The organism is Aquimarina sp. Aq78 (assembly GCF_900299525.1).
Taxonomy (GTDB): domain Bacteria; phylum Bacteroidota; class Bacteroidia; order Flavobacteriales; family Flavobacteriaceae; genus Aquimarina.
Map to the genome: position 1 here is coordinate 390,550 of NZ_OMKA01000026.1, position 19,643 is coordinate 410,192.

Consider the following 19,643-nt stretch of genomic DNA (forward strand, 5'->3'; position numbering starts at 1 on the left):
AGTAAAAAGATGCTAAAAATCTCAGAATTGTATGTGTACCCGGTTAAATCACTGGGTAGAATTGAATTACAAAGTGCTACCCTATCCGAAACAGGTTTTGAGTATGACCGATATTGGATGCTGGCCGATAAAAACGGAAAACATATTACCCAGCGAGAAGAACCTAAATTGGCATTGTTTCAGGTGGCATTATCACAAGATTCATTATTGGTAACCTATAAAGAAAGTAGTATTAATATTCAATTAGAGAATCCAACCTTAAAAGAACCTATTTTGGTTTCTGTTTTTAAAGAAAAAGTAGAGGCCATAAAAGAAGAACAGGTGGTGAATGATTGGTTTTCTGATCGTTTAGGAAAAGAAGTATATCTGGTTAGACAATTAAGTACAGCAAAAAGATGGGTTAAACAAAATAATGATGCACGAATTCTTTTTCAGGATGGAGCTCAGTATTTGATTGTAGGAGATAGTTCTCTGGATGATCTAAATAGTAAGTTACCTTCTCCTATTAAAATGAACAGATTTAGACCCAATATTGTCTTTACAGGAGGAAGCCCGTTTATTGAAGACCAATGGAAAAAGATTAGAATTAACGACTCAACTTTCGAAATCACTAAATCATGTGCTCGGTGTACGGTAACGACGGTAAATCAGGAAACGGGAGAAAAAGGAGAAGAACCGTTAAAAACACTATCACAATATCGATTATCAGAGCGAAAAATCTGGTTTGGAAGATATCTTAAACTTGTCGATAGTAAAGATTTTACCATTGCTGTGGGAGATGAAATTAATGTAATGTGATTTTCTTATGTAGACTGTTGTTTCTCTAGTTCCTTTATAAAATATGAAGGATAGATTCCGGTTTTTTTATAGAATGCCTTAGAAAAGGCTTCGGCATTATTAAAGCCAATCTCTTGCGCAATGGCTTTTACTGTGTATTTTCTAAACATAGAATCTTCACGTAGTTTATCAATCACAAAATTGATACGTAGATCATTAATATAACTACTAAAACTTTTTTCTTTAAAGGTATTGACTACTTTAGAGAGGTAGCTAGAATTAGATCCAAAACTCTTTGCCAGGTCTTTGGCATTAAGGTTTGATTTTAGATATCCCTTTTTTTCTTCGAATTGTTGTAGTTGATCCAGCAGATGGTTTAGAGTTTCTTTATTGATTGATGAACTTGATGAATTGTTAGAAGGTTCTTTTTTTTGATCAGAATTGGTAGTTGTATCAAGTAGTTTTAAGAAGCGTTTTTTATACAAACGTTGCCGATAGTAATAATATCCAAAACCAAAGATGCTTACTGCTAATAATATGGATATGATGATATTTTGAGATGAGATTTTGGTATTTTCTTTTTCTAGTGAAGCAATGAGTTTTTCTTGTTCAGAAAGCAAGATAGGAGTATCATATTCTTTGATCAACTTGTTGTTTACATCTCTAAAATTACGATCAACTATACTATCATTATGAAGTAACCTATTGATATAGTATAACTGATTATTTTTATCGTCAACGGATTTGTAATATTTAATAATTTCTAAATATGCTAAACGAATCTTTGGAATTAAATAATTCGTTTTTTGAAGAACAGAATCTATTTTTTTATAATAAATAATGCTTTGTCTCTTATTTGATAATGCATTATAAGATTTTCCAAGAAAAAAGTAAGCATCAATTAAGTCATAGGTTTCATAATATTGCCTATTGTCTGACTTCAACAAAACTTGTACTGCTTCATTGATATTCTTTATGGCAATCTCATGCTCTTTATAATGATAGTGAAGTATTCCCTTGTTTAACCGAAACAAAGATTGTATCGTTTTTTTGTTAGACATCTGCATACCTTTATCATTTAATATGGCAGCAGAATCTAGTTCTTTATTCTGTCTATAGGTAGTGACTAGTTCTGAAAGTGTTAAAAGATAGCTTAACGAATCATTTGGTTCTTTTCCTATTTTTAATTTTTCATAGTTCAAAGCTTTTTTGAATAGCGATTTTGCTTCTTCATATTTTCCAAACTTTCTTTTTAGAATAGCGATATTATGCTGCAAAATATAAATGTAAGGTAAGAAATTTGTCTTTTTGGCTAACTCTAAACTCTCAAGATAATTATCCAAAGCAATATCAAAAAAAGCAGCGGTTTCATATACTGTGCCTTTATGATTTTTGAGAATAACTAAATATTTCTTATGATTTGTCTTTTTAATCACATCAATCGCACTATCAATATATATTACGCGTTTTTCAAAATCGTTTGGATAGAGTTGAGATGTGTAATATAGCCCTGTTGTAATTTTAAGATCGTCTTTGTCTTTTTTTCCTTTTTGTAAATATGCTTTGGCGTACAAGCCTGTTTTGGTAGAGTTTGTTTCAATAAGATTGTTAAACCTTACTCTAATTTCTTTATATTCTAATTTAACTATAGAATCTAGGGTTTCTTCTGATTGCCCATATCCTATACAAGAAATCAAAAAAAGCAAAGTAATCTTATATAATCTTAGCCACATAGCACATCCTTTTATGTGAATCAAAAGTAGTAGAATAATCCTATGCTTAGCCGCTTAATAACTCAAAATATGCCAGATAGCACACGGGTTTTGTAAAAACCGAGTTTGATGTAATATGTTTGTTATTGATTCTTTTCTAATGTAGTGACCTCACCTTCATAATCTTCATAAATCAATGGGGTTAATAATTACAGCAAAAAGGGTTAAATGCCTTTAGGTAAAAAGGAGAATTCCCCCTTAATAGTTGAAAATGAAATCATTACCTTGTTTGGTCTAAGCATTAGCCTTAATAGACAAGCTAGGGTGTGTAGTTTTCGATACACTCAAATTTTAAATATACAATCACACAAAAACAAACTAAAATGAAGACGTTCATTAAACAAACATTAGGTTTTTATATATACATAGCTCTTTTGGCATGTGTATGTAGTTGTAGCGATTCTTCTTTAAGCCCTGTTATTAAAGAAGTCGTCCCCAATAAAGGAATACCTGGAACTATTGTAACACTTAAGGGGGATAATTTTAATTCAATATATCATCAAAACAAGATCACTGTAGGTGGAGGAAGTACAAAAATACTTAGTGCTACAGATAGCATTATTCGATTTGTACTTCTTCGAGATATTGCTACCGGCCCTATTATTTTAACAGACCTAAGTACCTCAGAAGGTGATACTACTACAGTAGATTTTAATAGAGAAGGCTCTACTTTACAGGCCTCTCCTTTGCAGGATAGTGATGCAGAATTATTTCAAGGGTTGATGGAGATCTCTAATAAAAAGTACGATATGAATGCACAAGGCACCAATCAGCCAATTTTAATCATATTAGCACAACCCTCTGATATCTCAGATCCAAATTCAACTATGTATTTTGATAATACGATTGCAGCTACAGGGCGAGATTATATAGTGCAGCGAGCCAGTCAGGCAAATACTTATTTTCAGGAGGCATCTTATGGTAAAACATCTGCTAATTTTGTAGTGACCCCTGATTGGGTTTCTCTAAGCCAGGTTAGAGATTTTTATATGTGGCAATCAGAAGATATAACCCGTGCTCAAACTGCTTTAGATGGAGCCCAGGCAGAATTGGATGCCCTTATGTTAAACCCTGCAACTACCCAAGCTCAAATAGACGAAGCAAATGAAAAAATTGAGCAGAAAGAAACAGAATTAAAGAATGCTCAGGATAGCCAGGGATTCGTTCAGGAACCAGAATTTTATTATGCTGAAGCTTTATTGGGAGCCAAAGCAATGTTGCCCAATTTTGATGATTTTGGTGACTATATTGTAGTTTGTGCAGGGCCATTTTTAAGAGGCTCTTGTTGTTGGAAGGAAGAAGGTTTTCATGCAGAATCTACAGTTTTGGGACTTAATTTTGACATAGACTTTAATGCCCAAAAAGGACTCACTTATATGGCGCAAGGTACTCATTGGGGTAGAATTGGTCACGAATTATCGCATTTTTTCGCAGGTGGAGATTTATATCCTAGCGGCACGACAGCAGGCACAGCTTCTGGTTATGCGTTTATGGGTAACCATGACAGTGGTCCTCTATATATTGGCTATAATATGGAAAAAAGATTACAGTACTTTCATAATAATAATATAGCTAAAGAAACTTGGGGTAGTTCGCCAACATTTAATCAAACTTATGATATTGTTGCCCACGGAAATAGTGAAGATAATACCGGTGATAATGTATTTAATCTGCTAAGCCTTCAGGTAACAGATGGGATGTATTATCACGTAGAAGTAAGACAAAAACCAAATCCTAGTGCTGGAGCTCCTAATGACTATATTTTCGATCAAAACATCAATGTTGGCTCAACAGCACCTGCGTGGGAGGGTGGTGTAATAGTAACTAGTTCTATTGAGGAAAACAATCAAAATAATAATCAGGAGCGCAATATTCAATTATTGCCTCCCAGAAGAATTCTTCAAGTAGGAGATCAGGTCAACGATCCTAAAAGGACAATCAGAATCTCTATAGAACAAAAGTTGGCAGATCGCCCACTTAAATATAGAGTACGATTAGAATGGGGAACCTTACCGGCAGCTGACCCTGATGGGCAATTTGATTTGCGTATTACCCCTTGGTCTCCACCACCTTGGGAATCTGAAGATATATGGGCTAATAGTCTTAAAAATGATGAAACTTCACCTCCAAAAATTGTTTACAAAAATCATGAGCCCGGAGATGATACTAAACCAATAGGAAACGGAGATGAGCCTTGGGTAGGAAATAACAATACGTTATATGCACGTATTTTTAATAATGGAAGTGTTCCTACACCCGAAGATGTAAAAGTTACCTTTTATATCAATTCACCACCTGGTGTGGGAGATGATGGTAACTGGACTCCTTTTGATGAGGTCAATGTGGGGATCTTGCCGGCAAATTCTGAAATTATAGTAGAGGCAAATAGAAAGTGGGTACCTTCACAAGGAGAACACACTTGTGTAAAGGTTTTGATTCAACCACAAACAGGTGAGATTACTTTTAATAATAATCAGGCGCAGGAAAATTTTGTAGAATTCGAAGCCGCCTCAGGAAGTCCGTTTACCCCTACAGAATTTCAGGTAGATGTACGTAATCCTTATGATCGACCTGTGGTGATGGATATGAAAGTGCGTGATGTTCCCAGGTTCTGGAATGCAGCGATCGAACATGGATCGATTTATTTGCAACCCAAAGAGGTAAGAAGAATGAATGTAGTTATATGGTCTGATCTAGATGGTTCTGTACTAGATAATATTGATGAACAAGAAGAGCGAAAATATAACCGCAAACCACTAATTAGTATAGAGGGCTGGGTGGATAAGATAGGTCATTCTTTCTTTCCAGTGGGGGGAATGACTGCTTTTGTGCAATCTGTGCAAGCATCAGAAATCAATGTAGATCCTTATTATGAATCCCCAAATATATCAGGTAGAGGAAGTATTACCCCTAATAAAGAAGGAGTACCTGTGGCAATTCATGCGATAAGTCCTGATGGAACCAGACATTCTGTTACTGCAACAACCAAAAGTAGTGGTTCATTTATTTTTGATATTTCAAACAATTCAGGAAAACCTTTTGATCCTGGGGAGTATAAGATTATAGCATATATTCTTTCAGGAAGCACACTTGCTTCAGCAACGTCTCCAGTAGTACCTATAATTGTTCAATAAGAAGAAAATTCATTCTATTAAAGCCAAAAAGTCAAGTAGATTTTTAAAAACTAGGATAAAAACAAAAAGCTGTTTCTAATACAAGAAACAGCTTTTTAACTACGTGGTCCCACTTGGGCTCGAACCAAGGACCCCCTGATTATGAGTCAGGTGCTCTAACCAGCTGAGCTATGGGACCTAAAACGGAGGGCAAATTTAAGGATTTGATATAAACACGCCAAACATTTTTCTATTATTTTAATTGTCTTTTATTTCTAAGCTGTATAAAGGCTTTGATTCTTCTTTAAAAAAGGAAAAAAGAGCTATAAAAACGATAGTATTTATTTTGTAATATCCTGATCAATAGGCTTTTCTTGGCATAACTCTATTAAAACCCCATTTGTGCTTTTAGGATGTAGAAAAGCAACTAATTTATTATCAGCACCAGGCTTTGGCGTTTTATTGATTAATTGAAACCCTTCTTTTTCTAATCGATCCAGTTCTAGTTCGATATCATCAACATCAAAAGCGATGTGATGAATACCTTCTCCCTTTTTGGTAATAAATTTTCCGATAGGTCCATCCTCCCGGGTACTGGCCAGTAATTCTATTTTACTATCTCCCACTTTAAAAAAAGAGGTGATTACAGCTTCGCTTTCTACGGCCTCCTGCTTATATGGAGCGACTCCCAAAAGTTTCTCATATAATGTATTTGCTTGCTCAATATCTTTGACTGCAATGCCCAGATGTTCTATTTTATTGATATGATTCATAATATACTTTTATCACTATGTCGCAAAAATACATATAAATTGTACTTTTGCACCATGGAAACAAACAGACAGAAAAAAATTGGAGGAGTATTACAACGCGATGTAGCCGATGTGATACAACTTGCATTACGTGAAGCAGGAGTACAGGGGATTTTGGTTTCCGTTACCAAAGTAAGCGTGACTACAGATCTCTCAATCGCAAAAGTATATATGAGCGTATTCCCACATCAGGAAGGAGAAAGAGTGCTAAAAGAAGTAAACCAGGTAAGATCACAAATAAAACATCAGGTAGCACAGCGTACCAGAAATCAATTACGTCGTATGCCAGAATTATCCTATTTTATTGATGATTCTCTTGAGTATATTTCTAATATAGAAGAAGCTGTAAAAGGGAAAGAAGATCCGATTAATAATCCCGAACTTCTCGAAAAACGTAAAAAGAAGTAATTTTAGGTAGCGTCATAAAATAGAAAAATCATAGAAAGTAGAAGAAATAGATTTTTCTTTTCTCTTATCTTTATTGCAGAATTAAAATTTCATACATATCTAATGCTCATCATAAGGATTTGAATTTTTCATACTACATCGCAAAGCGATACCTGTTTTCTCCCGGTAGTAGCAATGCTATTAATATTATTACAATTATTGCTGCGACTGGTGTAGTCATAGGAGCGATGGCATTATTTCTTGTGTTATCAGGATTTGCAGGACTTAAAGATTTTAGCCTTCAGTTTTCTTCATATTTTGATCCTGATCTTAAGATTTTTCCGTCAAGCGGAAAGACATTTACATTCACTGATACCCAAAAAGGAAAGTTAGCTAAGCTTGATGGGGTTGCCAATTTTTCTGAAATTGTAGAAGAGCGTGTTTTCTTAGAGTTTATGGATAAACAAAAGATGTCCTATATCAAAGGAGTAGATGCTAATTATCATAACGTTATTCATACCGATAGTATACTGGTATTTGGGGATTGGTTAACCAATAATGATTTTCAGGTAGTTGCGGGTAATGGTATTAGTAGAGAACTTAATATGGGAGTTGAGCAAACATATACAAACCTGCTTAGCATTTATGTGCCAAAACCGGGTAAAGGTATTCCCAGTGACCCATCAAAAGCATTTAGATCAGAGAAAGCAGTAAATATTGGGGTATATAGTGTAAATGAAGAGCTTGATAAAAAATACATTTTTGCAACTACGGGATTAGTACGAAAATTATTGGAATTACCAGAAGATAAAGTGACTCATATAGAACTTAAACTATCACCACAAGCTAATGAAGAAGTAGTGATAGAGGGATTACAACAGATTTTTGATCATAATGTGATTGTAAAAAACAGGGTGCAGCTTAATGATACATTATATAAGATGTTAAATACCGAGAATTTAGTATCCTATCTGGTGATCACGTTAATTGCCATTATTGCCCTGTTTAATGTCGCTGGAGCTATTATTATGATGATTATCGATAAGAAAAACAATGTAAAAACACTCTATAATGTGGGGGCTTCTCTGCCAAGTATCAGAAAAATATTTTTGTTTCAAGGTTCACTTATGACCGTTTTGGGTACAGTATTAGGATTGTTATTAGGGTTTATACTTATTGTACTGCAACAGCAATTTGAATTATTGATGATCACACCTTCATTACCTTATCCAACTCGTATTACCATGATTAGTTTTGTTGTGGTATTTTTTACGATTACTATTATCGGTTTTATAGCTTCTCTCTTAGCTTCTAGTAGAATTAATCAGAAATTGGTGAATTAGTATAGTCCATTGTTATAGGTAAAGGTATGTGTGTTCGGGCGGGCTATCCGTTTTTACTCCTCGATATGTGGATCTTTCGACTGGGCTCAGAATGGCAACTTTTCTGTGGGGTAATCACTACTATCCCTAACACAATGCCTTTTGGGTTTTTAAAATTATACAAACTCAAATCCGGTAAATGTAGACTGTACTTCATCAAAAGCAGCAAATACATCTTCGGGGAGATCACTGGTTACCATTTTGGTTCGGTATTCTTTAAAATGAGGTATCCCTTTAAAGTAATTGGTATAATGTCTACGGGTTTCAAAAACACCTAGTTTTTCGCCTTTCCAATCGATTGCCATTTGTAAGTGTCTACGTGCTGCATTTACTCGTTCTTCTATAGTTGGTGGTGGTAAAAACTTACCAGTTTCAAAATAGTGTTTCACTTCCTTAAAAAACCAGGGATAACCAATACTGGCACGGCCAATCATAGCGCCATCAAGACCATATTGATCTCTCATTTCCATAGCGCGTTCGGGAGTATCTACATCACCATTACCAAATACAGGGATGTGCATTCTCGGATTGTTTTTTACTTCGGCAATAGGTTTCCAATCTGCATTGCCTTTATACATCTGTGCCCGGGTACGGCCATGAATAGAAATGGCTTTGGCTCCCACATCCTGTAGTCGCTCTGCAACTTCTACAATTCTGATAGAGTCATGATCCCAACCCAATCGGGTCTTTACGGTAACAGGTAATTTGGTGTGTTTAACCATGGCTTCGGTAAGAGAAACCATAAGATCAATATCTTTAAGAATTCCTGCTCCGGCACCTTTGCTCACTACTTTTTTTACGGGACACCCAAAATTAATATCAATAATATCTGGTCCCGATGCTTCTACAATCTCAACAGATTTAAGCATAGAATCCAGGTTGGCTCCAAAAATCTGAATACCAACCGGGCGTTCTTTTTCATAAATATCAAGCTTCATGACGCTTTTGGCAGCATCACGTATTAGTCCCTCACTAGAAATAAATTCTGTATATACAACATCGGCGCCTTGCTCTTTGCACAACGCACGAAAAGGAGGATCGCTTACATCTTCCATCGGGGCTAATAATAACGGGAATTCTCCTACATCTATGTCTCCTATTTTGGCCACAGCAACTATTTTTTTGGTAAAAATACAAATTCTTTAAGACCTCACAGATCTCAGAGACCTGTGAGGTCTTATTTTTTTGAAATGAGTAAGATCTAAAAATACCGGGAGAGATAGTATAAAGCTTCTAAAATCAATTATATTTGCAAGTCATTAAGAGCATGAAAATTGCGTGAGAGATAGGAGCAAGCTACCGTGTAGCGCGGATAGCCCGACCCAAGATGTAATGATGGGTCACGCCCTAAAACTTATTTGAAAAAGAAGAATGAGACCCCATAATGGGTATTTAAAAATGATTGATATACCTTTATAAATGATTATGTTAGATTTGATGGTATACAAGAGAGAGACTACATGAAAAATATTAGAAACTTTTGCATTATTGCACATATTGATCACGGTAAAAGTACACTGGCAGATCGATTATTGGACTTTACCGGATCAGTAACCGCTCGTGAAGCTCAGGCGCAGTTACTTGATAGTATGGATTTGGAACGTGAACGAGGGATTACGATCAAGAGTCATGCAATCCAGATGGAATATACGCATAAAGGAGAGGAGTATATCCTTAATCTTATTGATACTCCTGGTCATGTTGATTTTTCATATGAGGTTTCTCGTTCTATTGCAGCTTGTGAAGGAGCATTACTAATTGTAGATGCAGCACAAAGTATACAGGCACAGACAATTTCTAATTTATATCTGGCTCTTGAAAATGATCTGGAAATTATTCCGGTACTCAATAAAGTAGACCTGCCAAGTGCTAATCCAGAAGAGGTTACCGATGATATTGTAGATCTTTTGGGGTGTGATGCAGAAGAAGTAATTCCTGCAAGTGCTAAAACGGGAATTGGGATAGAAGAAATTCTTACTGCGATTATAGAACGTGTTCCTTCACCAGAAGGAAATCCTGAAGAGCCTTTACAAGCCCTGATTTTTGATTCGGTATATAACTCATTTAGAGGCGTAGAAACATATTTTAAGGTAGTTAATGGTGAGATTAAAAAAGGGCAACAAATTAAATTTGTGGCTACCGGGAAAAGCTATTCTGCTGATGAGGTAGGAACATTAAAATTAAATCAGGAGCCTAAACAGGTAATCAAAACAGGTGATGTGGGATACCTGATTACAGGAATCAAAGATGCTAGAGAAGTAAAAGTAGGAGATACCATCACAGATGCTAAAACACCTACGCAAAATGCAATCGAAGGTTTTGAGGATGTAAAACCTATGGTATTTGCAGGGATTTATCCTGTAGATACAGAAGATTATGAAGAGCTTCGTAATTCTATGGAAAAATTACAGCTTAATGATGCTTCTTTGGTGTTTGTACCAGAAAGCTCAGCGGCATTAGGTTTTGGTTTTAGATGTGGGTTCTTAGGGATGTTACATATGGAGATCATCCAGGAGCGATTAGAACGTGAGTTTAATATGACTGTAATTACTACGGTACCTAATGTATCTTATCATGCGTTTACCAATAAAAATCCCGATGATATCATAATTGTAAATAACCCATCGGATTTACCAGATCCTTCTTCTATGAACAGAGTAGAAGAACCATATATCAAAGCTTCTATTATTACCAAATCTGATTTTGTAGGATCTGTAATGTCTTTATGTATTGAGAAACGTGGAGAGATTACTAATCAAACCTATTTAACTACAGAACGAGTAGAGCTTACTTTTGATATGCCATTGGCAGAGATTGTATTTGATTTTTATGATCGCTTAAAAACAGTATCAAAAGGATATGCATCTTTTGATTATACACCGATTGGTTTACGTTCTTCTAAACTGGTGAAAGTAGATATATTGCTTAACGGAAATATTGTAGATGCGTTATCTGCATTATTGCACAAGGATAATGCTTATGATATTGGTAAAAAGATTTGTGAGAAATTAAAAGAATTAATCCCTCGCCAACAATTTGATATCCCGATACAAGCAGCAATTGGGGCTAAATTTATAGCTCGTGAAACGGTAAAAGCTCTTCGTAAAGATGTAACAGCCAAATGTTATGGTGGTGATATTTCTCGTAAGCGTAAATTATTAGAAAAGCAAAAGAAAGGTAAGAAGCGTATGCGTCAGGTAGGTAATGTAGAAATTCCTCAGGAAGCGTTTATGGCGGTATTAAAACTAAATGACTAAAAATTTCGTTATCAGTTCCTTATAAATAGGCTCAATTTATTTGTTGTGTAATTCAAATAAAGTGTCTATTATAGCGTTGTTTTTTTATAACTTAAGAATTTATATCATGCTAAATCCCCAATCTAAGCAGAGCCTAAAGGTCTTATCTTTTGTAGGCTTATTTGTTTTTTGTTTCTTATCTTGTAGTAAAGATGATGATCCCGACTCTACAGATACAGGAGTTGACCCTGATCCATCAGGAGAGCAAACTGTTTTTGAAGAAAATTTTATTTTAGGCAAAGGCAGCAAACTTATAAACTATGTTTTATCAGAAGCAGAATACAATAAATTTATTGCCGGAAATGGCGATTTTGCTATGGTGTCTAAAAAGGTGTATGAGCATTTAAATGATAATTTTGATTTTATTTTTATACTCTCTGTTGAAACAGAACAACCTAATGATTTGTATTATGGCGTAACTCAAAAGGTTAAAAACGATGTAGAAGGTGTAGGGTCATCTATTTATGATAATACGGCAGCGTATGGCTCACAGGGCACATTGAAAAGTATTATTCATATGCCTAGAACCGAATATATTAAAAATGGCCCCTTTTTACACGAAATAGTGCATTATTGGGGGAATTATGATTTTATCCCAACCACGGTTGGTGGTCATTGGGGATATTCTAGTGTAGGAGGACAACTTGGTGGTTTTGATGAGCTTATTGATTTGGGAGGTAATAATTATCAGGGAAAACTGGATGGTGAAAACAGATTTGGGACTTTTGCTAATGGAGGAAATGCGCTTCCGTATGGTAATTTAGAATTATACCTTATGGGGTTAATAAAAGAAAGTGAAATCGAATCGGTTCAAGTAGCCGAAAACCCGCAAGCAGTAGCAGGTGGAGGTAGATTTACAGCAGATAAAATTACAACATTTACGGCAGCAGATCTTATTACAAAGAACGGTGCTCGCGTACCTTCTGAAGAGAGTTCTCAAAAAAGTTTTAAAGGAATTACTGTGGTTATTTCTACTTCAAAATTAAGTGACGAAAGGATTACATCTATCAATATGGACCTAGATAACTTTGCTAAAAAAGGAACTCCTGATTGGGGTAATTTTTACTTTAATTTTTGGCAAGCTACAGGAGAAAAGGCTACTTTAGATATTGATATTTCTCAGGCCAATATAAAATAGTAGATTTAGTTGGCTTTTTTGGCTTCAATCATTTTGTGTAACATATATTCTACACCATTGTCATTATTGCTCTTTGTGGAGTAATTGGCAATTGCTTTTATGTTTGGGTGTGCATTTTCCATAGCAAAGCTATATGTCGCTTTGGTCATCATTTCAAGATCATTGTTATAATCTCCAAAAACCATAGTCTCTTCAGGTAATATATCATTGTTTTTTTGCAATTGTTGTAGCGCATGACCTTTATTAGCGAGGTTATGAGAAAGGTCCAACCAGATTTCTCCAGACACTTTTACTTTCAATTTGTTTTCCAGATGTTTTAAAGCAGGATAGAGATATTCTTCTGCTCCCTTTTGATTACAAATTGCAATTTTGAGATATTGATCATCGATTACTTCAGAAAGATCTTCTACAATCTCATACCGGTCGTAAAATTCACTAAACATATCGACAAAATCTTGTCCGTAGTCTTCAATATACCCTCGTTTTCTTCCACAAACGATTACTTGCGAACCCTGTAATGTTTTAGTAATATCAAGGAGTTCCAGGTATGTTTTACGATCGATTTCTGTAATCTGAAGTTCTTTGTCTTGTTGCATGGTCAAAGCTCCATTTTCGGCAATGACATAAATGTCATCTTTGATAGGTTTTAGTTTATCAATAATACTATAATATTGTCTTCCGCTAGCAGCAACAAAAGTTACACCCAGGCTATTTAACTCTTCAAAAAGCTCAAAAAAATGACGGCTTACTTCACCTTTAGCGTTAAGAAGTGTGCCATCCATATCTGTAGCAACCATTTTGATTTGGGATAAATCCATAGTAGTGTATAATTTTAATTGTAAAGGTATTAGAGTTAGAATAAATACAGGGTATTATAACTGTAAAATTTGTATTAAATTGCTAGTAAATAAAGAGCTGTGCTCGGTTTGATATAACCTGACAAAGTAGATTAAATACTAATTAAAAAAAAATCCCGAGTCGTACTAGGGCAATACCATGAAATTTTTTCAAAAAGAAATACAATTACCATCATATCCCAGAGGGTTTCATTTGATTACTTCTAAGATTCTTGCCGAAATACCCGAAATCAAACAGGTACGAATGGGGCAGTTACAAGTGTTTATTAAGCATACATCTGCTAGTCTTACTATAAATGAGAATGCGGATCCCACAGTACGACAGGATTTTGAAAGTCATATGAATATTATGGTTCCAGAAAATGCGTCCTATTATATTCATACCTATGAAGGAGCTGATGATATGCCAGCTCATATCAAAGCTTCTTTGATGGGTGCTTCTGTTTTGGTTCCTATTACTAACGGAGAGTTAAATCTAGGAACATGGCAAGGCATTTATCTCTGTGAACATAGAGATTCTGGAGGCCCTAGAAAACTGGTTTTAACAGCTTATGGGTCTTAGAGACTATAAGTTAATCGAGATTACTTTATAACAAAACTATTTTGGTTTTATACTAATTAAGCTTGTCATTCTAGCGTAGACTAGAATGACAAGCATTATAGATTTTTCACAAGCCTAAATTAACTATAACTAAAACACTTTTGATTTAGAACCATTGTGCCCAAGGTATTCTTGATAGCATAAGAATCCAGGCAATAGTATAGAAAATAGCTAGCATTTTAAACTTAGGTGTAGAAGTAAGTTTCTTTTTATGTTTAGAGTATCCCATTGTGATAAAAACAATGGTTAAGATCATTACCAAAGGGTGCTCTACATTATATAATCGTAAAGTAGCGTCCTTCATGATTTCTCCCATTTTGTGAGTTCCTGAGAACCAAACCACAAGAGGGGAAACAAAGAAGATAATAATACCGATTAAAAGCTGAATATGAGTAACGATAAGCGCGAATAGAGAGACTCTAAAATCTTTTGGAGCATATTCTCTTTTGGTAAAAAATCCAGCTAGGGCATTAATAGTTGCTAGTGTAACGACAAGAACAACAAGATAAGCCCAATATGAATGGACGATTTGAATAGCTTCGTACATAAAATGATGTGTTTAATTTATTCAAAGGTACATATAATGCATAAAAAAGCCTCATCCTACAAGCACAGGAGTCTTTATTTAGACTTATTCTACAAAGTGTTTGCTTTGTAGAAAACTTATTTAGTCATAGCTATATATAATATATCAGTTTTATTCTAAAGCTTCTTCTGGGACCTCTCCTGTTAAGGTTTGTAAAAATAAGTGAATCTCATTAATTTGCTGTGGATTTAATTTTTGATTTAATTGAGTTTCCCCCATAATTGAGATGGCTTTTTTAAGATCTTTAATACTACCATCATGAAAATAAGGTGTGGTTTTTTCAATATTAAGTAGTGAAGGAACCTTAAAGACGTATTTATCAACTTCATTTTTGGTGAGATCAAACCTACCATTATCTATTTTTTCACTATTTGTATACTCCCAATAATTTACGGTAAGCCCAAATTTTTGATACATATTACCTCCTAGTAATGCTCCAGTATGGCAGGTGATACAACCAACACTTATAAAGGTTTCCATGCCTTTCTTTTCATATTTGTTTAATGCAGAACCATCTCCAGCCATGTATTTATCGAACTTAGAGGGAGTAATCAGTTTTCGTTCAAAAGCACCAATAGCTTTTTCTATATTCCTATATGTTATAGGAGTTTTCTCCTCTGGAAAAGCTTTGGCAAAAAGCTCGATATACTCATCGATTTTTGATATTCGGTCTACCACTACTGTTTCGTTAGGCATTGCCATTTCTATTGGGTTTAATATAGGGCCTCCGGCTTGTGCTTCTACATCAGGTTCTCGTCCATCCCAAAATTGAGTCATATGTAATGCGGCATTTAAAGTTGTAGGGGAGTTACGTCCTCCTGGTTTACCATCGTTACCTATTGAAAAAGACAGATTGTCTACTCCATATGTTTTTAGATTATGGCAGGTATTACAACTTTGTGTATTGTCTTTAGAAAGCCGTTTGTCATAATAAAGCGTTTTACCCAGAGTTACTTTTTCATGAGTTATTGGATTGTCTGGGCTTTCTGCTATTTTGGGTAATACACCAAAAATTTCTCGAGCTTTCTTGTCAATTTCTGATACTGCAATAGCCTTGTTTCCGATTGAAGAAACTGGAACGTAATCTTTGTCTTTTTGTTTAGAATCGTTTTTACATCCTATACATATTGCAAGGATTACACCCCATTGAAGTACGTTTTTCATAGTGTTTTTTTTGTGTTAATATATATATGTTAAAGTTGGATTTTTTACTGTCGTTATCACATGGAGATACTTACAAATAAAACGGTGTTTTTTTGAAAAAAAACAAACCGTTGTATGTATTTCTATATCAGAAATTTACAACGGTTTATACTGTGATTTAGTATTCATTATTATGGATAATAATGAAGGTCAGAAATTGAGGAGATAAAAAAAACCTCATTCGATCTCCGAATGAGGTTTTTGATATTTAATTTATAAATTTCTTAGTTGAATATATAACGTAATCCAACTTGCATTTGCCATCTTGATGATTGAAGACCATTATCATCTATTTGTTCAATTCCATCTTCAAAAGAACTAGCGTCAAAGGTAAACTCTGGATCTGCTGTTCCACCTCTTACAGTTTCAATTAGTGCAACATTTCCAGGGATGAATTTACGTTTTCCCCAATCTTTATTTAAAAGATTAGTGAAGTTAAAGATATCAAGAGAAAGCTGAAGTGTGTTTTTCTTTTCTCCAGTTTTGATATAAAAATCTTGTAAGAACTTTAAATCAATAGCATGACTCCAAGGACCTCTATCTCCGTTACGTTCTGCATATCCACCTCTTCTTTTTCTTAAATAATCATTTCCTTCTATAAAAGCATTTAGTGCAGCCCATTGCTCTGCAGGAGTATCTGATCCTGGGATTATGTCTCCGTCACGATCTCTAAAAGGAACAAGGTTAATTTCACTTGCATTTGAAGGAATATAGATAAGAGCATTATCTCTAGAATCATCATTTAAAAGATCTCTACCTTCTCTGTAAACAAAAGAGTGAGGAGCACCTTGTGAACCTTCATAAAATAATGCAATTGTTGATTTCATAAACCCTAGGTATTCTTTTTCATAACTAACATTAGCAGAAAAACGAGACCCTTGTGAAAAATCAGATCTTGATCTTGGGATGTTAGAGTTCTTACCATTTACGGTTTGAATATTTCTCCACTGTGAACTGTTTTGAGAAGAAGTACCATCAAAAATAGATTCTGATTCACCATAAGAATAAGATACACTTCCTTGAAATCCATTGTCAAAAGGTTTTCTTAGGGTAAAAGATGTATTATAAGAGAATCCTTCGCCAGTATTGGTTCCAAGAGTTATTCTTCCATAAGTGTTATCGATTCGATCTCCGAAACTATCACTGTAGTATGGTCTGTTATCAGCACCATTTAAAGTTCCTTCTGGTCCGCGAATATTTAAGTTTTGATAATAAATATTAGTAATAACATCTGTATATAAAAAGTCTGCACTTGCGATTAATCCCCAAAGTGGTAATTTTTGATCAATAGCGATATTATATTTCATTACCTGAGGTAATTTTAGATCAGGAGTAAAAATATCGATATTTCCTGCTGTTTCTCCAGTTCCTGGAGCTACGGCTACAGGCTGTTGATTAACATTTGGGTTAAAAGTTATTGTAGAAGGATCTAGATTAAATCCGCCAGTAAATCCACCAGTAATACCATTATTGTTATATGAACCACCAGGCCATACTAACGGAATTCTTGAAGTAAAAATACCAAAACCACCACGTACTTGAGTAGTCTTATCATTTTTTACATCCCAGTTAAATCCAACACGAGGAGATAAATGTGCAGAAGGTCTTATTTTTTTACCTACTCTTGCTCCTTGAAGGTCTTTTCCGGCAGCTTCAAGAAGAGGAATAGTTCTGTCATTAAAATCAGGATTTTCAGCACCTGCATCAAAAATAGGAACATCAACTCTTAATCCAGCTGTTAGTTTAAAATTATCAGATATGCTTATTTCATCCTGAACATAAAAACTCGGTTGGTATAATTTAAATTCTGATGCTCCGGCAGATTCATCGCCTACTGCAGTACCACCTACTAGAGAATATCCTTTTTGGTATTCGTCAATAACACCATTATAAAAGTCACTTAAGTTGTTAAAGGTGTAATCTCCGTAATTAAAAGCAAAGAATAAGTTTTTAATTTTTGAAAACTCATGTTGAGTCCCTATAGTTACAGTATGTTTACCGCTATAAATCTCAAAATTATCGGCTATATTAACAATATCCTGATCTAATAAGTTTGCAGTAGAAAATGGTTCTGCTCCAAAAGAAATTGTTCCACCACCATCACGAATATCAACAGTTGGAAACGGGTTGCCAGAAGGATCACGATCATCTCTTACTGATTTATAACCAATAAGTAAGTTGTTAGAAGCCCAGTTTCCTATAGACGAACTAAATTCTAAGGTAGTTTCATTTTTAGTACTTTCAAAAAGCTCAGAACCATTAATAAAACCAATATTTCTGTTTCCACTATTTCTTGCTTCTAGATTATCAGCTTTTACAAAATTGTGCTTTACACTTAATTGATGGTTATCATTAATATTCCAATCTAGTTTAACTGTTAGCTTATCACTTTCTAATGTTCTTGTGTTATTGTCAAACCCACCAGGGTTATAACCATATGTAGTCTGTAAGAAATTTGATAGATTTTGAATATCAGCCAGGGTAGCGTTTCCTTGGTAGTTACTAAAGTTAAATGGCTGTGGAGTTTCTTGTTCTTCTCTCTCATAATTAACAAAGTAAAATAATTTGTCTTTTATGATTGGACCACCAATACGAGCTCCGTAAATTTTTGCAGAGTAATCAGATAATTTTTCTCTTGAATCGCCAGTCCCTACTAAATCTGGAGGAGTTTTTCCTGAAAGACTTTCGTTTCTAAAATATGTATAGGCAGATCCTTCGATGCTATTTGTTCCTGATCGAGTAATTGCATTTATAGCACCACCAGAAAACCCTGATTGTCTTACATCAAAAGGAGCAATGTTAATTTGAAAAGTTTCAATCGCATCGATTGAGAATGGATTTACTCCTGTTTGACCACCATCAGTACCTGAACCAGCTAGACCAAATACGTCATTACTTACTCCTCCGTCAATATACAAAGCATTGTATCGGTTATTTTGTCCAGCTAAAGAAACTGAAAAACCATCATCTCCTTCGGTTATTTGAGCTTGAGGAGTAATTCTTACAAAGTCGGCAACAGATCTTGATACCGAGGGTAAAGAATTAATTTGTCTCTCGGTCACCGTAGTTTCGGTACCTGTTTTACCAGAATCAAATACACTATTGTTAGTTACTGTAATTATAACTTGTTCAAGTGCACTGGCTTCTTCAATCATTTGAGTGCTGATATTTTGTGAATCTCCTAATTGAAGAAAAACATTGTCTTTTACATAATCCTTAAAACCAACATATGAGATAGTAACCTTGTATGGTCCACCAGTTCTCATATTTGCTATTCTGTAAAAGCCGTCAAAATCAGTAATTGCACCATATTTTGTTCCAGATGGAGTGTGGATCGCAACTACATTGGCACCAGGAAGAGCTTCTCCTGTATTATCGGTCATCTTACCATTAATGGAAGACTTAGTTACCCCTTGCGCAAACGTTTCCCCAACGACTGCCATAAGGATTACAACAAATAAAAATGTAATCTTTTTCATGAGTGTGTTTTAATAGTTTTTAATTGTCTCATGAAACTCTTAACGATTAAAATAATTACACTAAAAGGTTTAAAAATCATTTAAATCGTATACAGTTTCGTAAATATTTGATAGAGTTAATAATCTTCGCAAAAGAACGAATCTTTATGCGTGCATAGTTTATTAAAATGTTAAATTTTATACAGATTTGTATTATAGTTTTTAAGATAATTTTTTTTTGTAGCAGATTGATTATTAATT

14 protein-coding genes and 1 tRNA gene are annotated in these 19,643 nt (G+C 34.7%); 7 read left to right on the top strand and 8 right to left on the bottom strand.

Translation table 11 applies throughout. From position 1 onward, the window contains the following. Window positions 1–9 precede the first annotated feature (9 nt). Window positions 10–798: an MOSC domain-containing protein gene (locus DG435_RS17965; protein ID WP_106791052.1), complete on the top strand. Its 789-nt coding sequence runs from the start codon at window positions 10–12 to the stop codon at window positions 796–798. 5 nt (window positions 799–803) lie between these two features. Here the strand turns inward: DG435_RS17965 and DG435_RS17970 are convergent, their stop codons facing one another. Further along, a complete protein-coding gene (locus DG435_RS17970) occupies window positions 804–2,510 on the bottom strand; it encodes an AraC family transcriptional regulator (RefSeq protein ID WP_106791051.1) in 1,707 nt (568 codons plus the stop codon). Window positions 2,511–2,872: 362 nt separating this feature from the next. Between DG435_RS17970 and DG435_RS17975 the strand changes: the two genes are divergently transcribed. Further along, complete coding sequence (locus DG435_RS17975; protein ID WP_106791050.1) at window positions 2,873–5,683, top strand: IPT/TIG domain-containing protein; 2,811 nt, start codon at window positions 2,873–2,875, stop codon at window positions 5,681–5,683. Window positions 5,684–5,787: 104 nt separating this feature from the next. Here the strand turns inward: DG435_RS17975 and DG435_RS17980 are convergent. Further along, a tRNA-Ile gene (locus DG435_RS17980) sits at window positions 5,788–5,861 on the bottom strand. 142 nt (window positions 5,862–6,003) lie between these two features. Next, window positions 6,004–6,435, bottom strand: coding sequence for a methylmalonyl-CoA epimerase (mce, locus tag DG435_RS17985; RefSeq protein ID WP_106791049.1), 432 nt, complete (start codon window positions 6,433–6,435; stop codon window positions 6,004–6,006). A 54-nt stretch (window positions 6,436–6,489) separates the two neighbouring features. Here mce and rbfA point away from each other — a divergent pair, with 54 nt between their 5' ends. Both rbfA and DG435_RS17995 read left to right on the top strand, forming a co-directional pair. Then, complete coding sequence (rbfA, locus tag DG435_RS17990; RefSeq protein WP_024768380.1) at window positions 6,490–6,882, top strand: 30S ribosome-binding factor RbfA; 393 nt, start codon at window positions 6,490–6,492, stop codon at window positions 6,880–6,882. Between the two features lie 119 nt (window positions 6,883–7,001). After that, complete coding sequence (locus DG435_RS17995; RefSeq protein ID WP_106791048.1) at window positions 7,002–8,204, top strand: ABC transporter permease; 1,203 nt, start codon at window positions 7,002–7,004, stop codon at window positions 8,202–8,204. Window positions 8,205–8,359: 155 nt separating this feature from the next. Here DG435_RS17995 and dusB read toward each other — a convergent pair whose 3' ends face one another. Further along, the gene (gene dusB, locus DG435_RS18000; RefSeq protein ID WP_106791047.1) at window positions 8,360–9,352 is read right to left on the bottom strand and encodes a tRNA dihydrouridine synthase DusB; all 993 of its coding nucleotides are present in this window, start codon (window positions 9,350–9,352) and stop codon (window positions 8,360–8,362) included. 351 nt (window positions 9,353–9,703) lie between these two features. Here dusB and lepA point away from each other — a divergent pair, with 351 nt between their 5' ends. Both lepA and DG435_RS18010 read left to right on the top strand, forming a co-directional pair. Next, window positions 9,704–11,500, top strand: coding sequence for a translation elongation factor 4 (gene lepA / locus DG435_RS18005; RefSeq protein ID WP_106791046.1), 1,797 nt, complete (start codon window positions 9,704–9,706; stop codon window positions 11,498–11,500). Between the two features lie 106 nt (window positions 11,501–11,606). Further along, the gene (locus DG435_RS18010) at window positions 11,607–12,677 is read left to right on the top strand and encodes a hypothetical protein (RefSeq protein ID WP_108840644.1); all 1,071 of its coding nucleotides are present in this window, start codon (window positions 11,607–11,609) and stop codon (window positions 12,675–12,677) included. 5 nt (window positions 12,678–12,682) lie between these two features. On the opposite strand, the gene DG435_RS18015 is transcribed toward DG435_RS18010, so the two are convergent. Continuing rightward, window positions 12,683–13,495 (bottom strand): HAD family hydrolase, encoded by an 813-nt coding sequence (locus DG435_RS18015; protein ID WP_106791044.1) that lies wholly within the window; start codon window positions 13,493–13,495, stop codon window positions 12,683–12,685. A gap of 178 nt (window positions 13,496–13,673) precedes the next feature. On the opposite strand from DG435_RS18015, the gene DG435_RS18020 reads away from it, so the two are divergent. Beyond that, window positions 13,674–14,096, top strand: a complete 423-nt coding sequence (locus DG435_RS18020; RefSeq protein ID WP_106791043.1) for a secondary thiamine-phosphate synthase enzyme YjbQ — start codon at window positions 13,674–13,676, stop codon at window positions 14,094–14,096. A gap of 145 nt (window positions 14,097–14,241) precedes the next feature. Here DG435_RS18020 and DG435_RS18025 read toward each other — a convergent pair whose 3' ends face one another. The 3 genes from DG435_RS18025 to DG435_RS18035 all read right to left on the bottom strand — a co-directional run bounded on the left by DG435_RS18025 (window position 14,242) and on the right by DG435_RS18035 (window position 19,403). Further along, a complete protein-coding gene (locus DG435_RS18025; RefSeq protein ID WP_106791042.1) occupies window positions 14,242–14,682 on the bottom strand; it encodes a hypothetical protein in 441 nt (146 codons plus the stop codon). Window positions 14,683–14,832: 150 nt separating this feature from the next. Further along, entirely contained in the window at window positions 14,833–15,885 is a 1,053-nt protein-coding gene (locus DG435_RS18030) for a cytochrome-c peroxidase (protein ID WP_106791041.1), read from the bottom strand. A 263-nt stretch (window positions 15,886–16,148) separates the two neighbouring features. After that, window positions 16,149–19,403: a TonB-dependent receptor gene (locus tag DG435_RS18035; RefSeq protein WP_106791040.1), complete on the bottom strand. Its 3,255-nt coding sequence runs from the start codon at window positions 19,401–19,403 to the stop codon at window positions 16,149–16,151. Between the last annotated feature and the right edge of the window lie 240 nt (window positions 19,404–19,643).

Coding starts and splice junctions, on each gene's coding strand:
- DG435_RS17965 (WP_106791052.1), top strand. CDS start 10: ATGCTAAAAATCTCAGAATTGTATGTGTACCCGGTTAAATCACTGGGT.
- DG435_RS17970 (WP_106791051.1), bottom strand. CDS start 2,510: ATGTGGCTAAGATTATATAAGATTACTTTGCTTTTTTTGATTTCTTGT.
- DG435_RS17975 (WP_106791050.1), top strand. CDS start 2,873: ATGAAGACGTTCATTAAACAAACATTAGGTTTTTATATATACATAGCT.
- mce (WP_106791049.1), bottom strand. CDS start 6,435: ATGAATCATATCAATAAAATAGAACATCTGGGCATTGCAGTCAAAGAT.
- rbfA (WP_024768380.1), top strand. CDS start 6,490: ATGGAAACAAACAGACAGAAAAAAATTGGAGGAGTATTACAACGCGAT.
- lepA (WP_106791046.1), top strand. CDS start 9,704: ATGAAAAATATTAGAAACTTTTGCATTATTGCACATATTGATCACGGT.
- DG435_RS18010 (WP_108840644.1), top strand. CDS start 11,607: ATGCTAAATCCCCAATCTAAGCAGAGCCTAAAGGTCTTATCTTTTGTA.
- DG435_RS18015 (WP_106791044.1), bottom strand. CDS start 13,495: ATGGATTTATCCCAAATCAAAATGGTTGCTACAGATATGGATGGCACA.
- DG435_RS18020 (WP_106791043.1), top strand. CDS start 13,674: ATGAAATTTTTTCAAAAAGAAATACAATTACCATCATATCCCAGAGGG.
- DG435_RS18025 (WP_106791042.1), bottom strand. CDS start 14,682: ATGTACGAAGCTATTCAAATCGTCCATTCATATTGGGCTTATCTTGTT.
- DG435_RS18030 (WP_106791041.1), bottom strand. CDS start 15,885: ATGAAAAACGTACTTCAATGGGGTGTAATCCTTGCAATATGTATAGGA.
- DG435_RS18035 (WP_106791040.1), bottom strand. CDS start 19,403: ATGAAAAAGATTACATTTTTATTTGTTGTAATCCTTATGGCAGTCGTT.